This is a genomic window from Promicromonospora umidemergens (genome assembly GCF_024171995.1).
Lineage (GTDB): Bacteria > Actinomycetota > Actinomycetes > Actinomycetales > Cellulomonadaceae > Promicromonospora > Promicromonospora umidemergens.
Genome location: NZ_JAMTCT010000058.1, coordinates 1 through 2,656, shown reverse-complemented (window position 1 = coordinate 2,656; position 2,656 = coordinate 1). Strand labels below are relative to the sequence as shown.

The following is a 2,656-nucleotide window of genomic DNA, read 5'->3' as shown; positions in this document are numbered from 1 at the left end:
GCCCCATCGACTACGAACACGAAACCGACCCGGCTACGCTACGGCTGGCCGCCTGACCACACGAAGACGTGTCCACTTCTCGGGGCGAAGGCCCCGGCCCCGCTCGTCGGGGGTGTGGTCGTCCAGCACCGCAAGCAAGGCCTTGATCATCGGTCCGAGCTCGGAGGACGCCACAAGGGCCAGGGATGTCTCGTCGGCCTGCTGGACCAGCGCGTGCAGGTAGTGCAGGCGGTCGACGACGGTCTCGCCGGTCACGCGGGCCATCGATGGCCTCCTGGGTGAGGTAGTCGTGCGCGTCTGCGGTCTCGGTCAGGCGCTCCACCTCTGGTGGTTGCCTGGACTTCCCCTGTGCCGGGCGGGCCGGTTTGCGGTTCGGGGCCAAGGACGTGGGCGCGGATGGCGGCGGTGATGTGGTCTGGCCAGCCGCTGGTCAGGTACCCGCCACACACGCAGCGGTACAGGCCGACCCTGTGGTCGTACTCGTACCGGCTGTGCGCGGTGATCACATCGGCCAGCTCGTCCGGGTCGAGGGCGGCCTCCAGGGCGCGCCGGGCGGCCCAGGTCCAGTACGCCTGCCGGGCTGGTGGGCGCCGCTCGAACGGGATCGAGGTGCCGGTCCGGGTGTAGGCGGCCCGGGCAGCGCGCCGCAGCGAGGTGCTCACCGTCGGCTCTGCGTTCTTGGCCGGTCGCGCGGCTTGCCGGGGGCGGGGGCTGCTGGTCCGGGCGTGGCGTGGCGTGGTCGCCATCGTTCAGTCCGCTTGTCGGGGCCGTTCGGCCTCGCCCTGGTCGGTAGGTCCGGTCGTCCCGGTCTGTTCGTCTCCGGCCTTTACCAGCAGTGCGATCGCACCAGCAAGGGCGTCGACCTGGTCGGCGAGGTAGTCGCTGTCCCAGGCCAGACCTGGTACACCGGCCTGCCTCAGCTCGGCCGAGAGGTCGACCAGCGCTGCCGCGGCGGTGCCGGCGTTGGAGAGCGCCTGGCGCAGGACGGGCAGTCGTCCGTCCGCAGGTACCTGCTCGGCATCCGCCGACATGATCGTGGCACCGCCGTGGGTGCTCACTGCTGCGACCTGCGGCGTCGCGGCCTGCGCAACTGAGGTCGGGTGCTGTGCACGGCCGGACGGCACGACCGTCGTGCGTGCCGTTGCATGGTTCAGCGGGTCCACACGCGCACCGCCCAGCCAATGAAGCCCGCCGCGATCAAGGCTTCGATGGTTGTGACGAGTGTCAGCAGGTCGGTGGCGTTCATCGGACGTCCCCGGGCTGCTCGCTACCGCGTTCGGCGAGCCGCCGCCTTCGCGCGGGGGCGAGGTCCACAATCCGCTTCTGTGACATCACTATCCTCTCCCAGTGATACCACTTGCTGGACTTGTACCAACAAGTTGCGTACCACCGTGACACCCGTCACGTCCGGTGTCAATAGATGTACGCGTAGGCTTGTTCCAGTTGTTGGTACAACCCGATGGAGGGCAGATTTTCATGGCCAGGGCCGGAACGCTGTTTCGCGGGATCGCGGACGAGATTCGCAACCGGATCACGACGGGCGAGCTCGCACCGGGAACGAGGCTGCCGACCGAGAGCCAGCTGATGGACCAGTACGGCACGTCGCGCAACACCATCCGCCTGGCCCTGGCCGCGCTGGAGAACGAAGGCCTGATCGCCACCGAGCAAGGGCGCGGCAGCTTCGTGCGCGAGTGGAGCTCGCTCACCCATCACGCGACACGCGCCGAACGCGTGGACCGGCCGTCGTCGAGCACCGACGCCTTCGTGGCCGAGGCGCGTGAGGCCGGCTTCGAGCCGTCGACCGCATTCTCCATGCGCATCGAGCCGGCAGTCGCCGAAGTTGCAGACCGGCTCCAGATCCCCATCGACACGTTCGTGGTGCTCCGGCGCGTCGTCCGGTACATCGACGGGCAGGTCTCCTCCCGCCAGGACTCGTGGTACCCGATGGACGTCGCCGAGAAGGCCGGACTCAACGTCCCGCACGACATCAAGGAAGGCACCGTCCGGGCGATGGCCGCAGCGGGGTACGTCGAAGTCGGCCACATCGACGAAGTGACGTCACGGATGCCTTCGCCCGACGACCACCAGACGCTCGACGTCGCCACGGGTGTCCCGGTGATCGTCTACGTCCGCACAGCGTGGACCGAGGAGCGGCCGACACGCGTCACACGCGTCACGCTGCCCGCCGACCGCAACCGCATCGTGTACGAGCTCGGCAACATCGACGCGTACGAAGCCACCCAGAAGTGAAGATCTACCGAGCCACGGAAGCCGACGTATCGCTCCTGCTCGAGATCAGGCGCGAGTCGATCGACTGGCTGGCAACGAGGAACACCGACCAATGGGCGTCAGACTTCCCCGACGAAGAGCAGATGCTCGCCGGCTTCGCCGCAGACGCCGGAAACGGGAACGCCTGGCTGATCGACGACGGCGACGTCACCGTGGCCACCGTGACCCTGGACGCCGCCGCCCAACCCGCGATCTGGACACCGCAAGAGACCGCCGAACCGGCGCGATACGTCCACCGCCTCACGGTCCGCCGCCCCGCCGCCGGACAGGGTCTAGGGCGTGTTTCGGATTGGTGGTTTGACCTGCGGGTTCGGCATGCTGCGGGGTCGTGGTGGACATTGCGGGACGACATGATCTGAGTGATGAG

At 68.4% G+C, this 2,656-nt stretch carries 5 protein-coding genes; 2 read left to right on the top strand and 3 right to left on the bottom strand.

Annotated elements, in window-relative coordinates:
* Nucleotides 1-33: 33 nt before the first annotated feature.
* From APR04_RS30230 to APR04_RS30220, 3 genes are read right to left on the bottom strand one after another with little or no spacing between them, the layout of a single operon-like run.
* The gene (locus APR04_RS30230) at nucleotides 34-264 is read right to left on the bottom strand and encodes a hypothetical protein (RefSeq protein ID WP_253878345.1); all 231 of its coding nucleotides are present in this window, start codon (nucleotides 262-264) and stop codon (nucleotides 34-36) included.
* Nucleotides 252-746, bottom strand: coding sequence for a hypothetical protein (locus APR04_RS30225; RefSeq protein ID WP_253878343.1), 495 nt, complete (start codon nucleotides 744-746; stop codon nucleotides 252-254). Before APR04_RS30225 ends, APR04_RS30230 begins: the two co-directional genes overlap by 13 nt.
* Nucleotides 747-749: 3 nt before the next feature.
* Nucleotides 750-1,058 (bottom strand): hypothetical protein, encoded by a 309-nt coding sequence (locus tag APR04_RS30220; protein ID WP_253878341.1) that lies wholly within the window; start codon nucleotides 1,056-1,058, stop codon nucleotides 750-752.
* A gap of 418 nt (nucleotides 1,059-1,476) precedes the next feature.
* Here APR04_RS30220 and APR04_RS30215 point away from each other — a divergent pair, with 418 nt between their 5' ends.
* Both APR04_RS30215 and APR04_RS30210 read left to right on the top strand, forming a co-directional pair.
* The gene (locus APR04_RS30215) at nucleotides 1,477-2,250 is read left to right on the top strand and encodes a GntR family transcriptional regulator (RefSeq protein WP_253878339.1); all 774 of its coding nucleotides are present in this window, start codon (nucleotides 1,477-1,479) and stop codon (nucleotides 2,248-2,250) included.
* Nucleotides 2,247-2,648, top strand: a complete 402-nt coding sequence (locus APR04_RS30210) for a GNAT family N-acetyltransferase (protein ID WP_253878337.1) — start codon at nucleotides 2,247-2,249, stop codon at nucleotides 2,646-2,648. Before APR04_RS30215 ends, APR04_RS30210 begins: the two co-directional genes overlap by 4 nt.
* The last annotated feature ends 8 nt before the right edge of the window (nucleotides 2,649-2,656 follow it).

Coding starts and splice junctions, on each gene's coding strand:
- APR04_RS30230 (WP_253878345.1), bottom strand. CDS start 264: ATGGCCCGCGTGACCGGCGAGACCGTCGTCGACCGCCTGCACTACCTG.
- APR04_RS30215 (WP_253878339.1), top strand. CDS start 1,477: ATGGCCAGGGCCGGAACGCTGTTTCGCGGGATCGCGGACGAGATTCGC.
- APR04_RS30225 (WP_253878343.1), bottom strand. CDS start 746: ATGGCGACCACGCCACGCCACGCCCGGACCAGCAGCCCCCGCCCCCGG.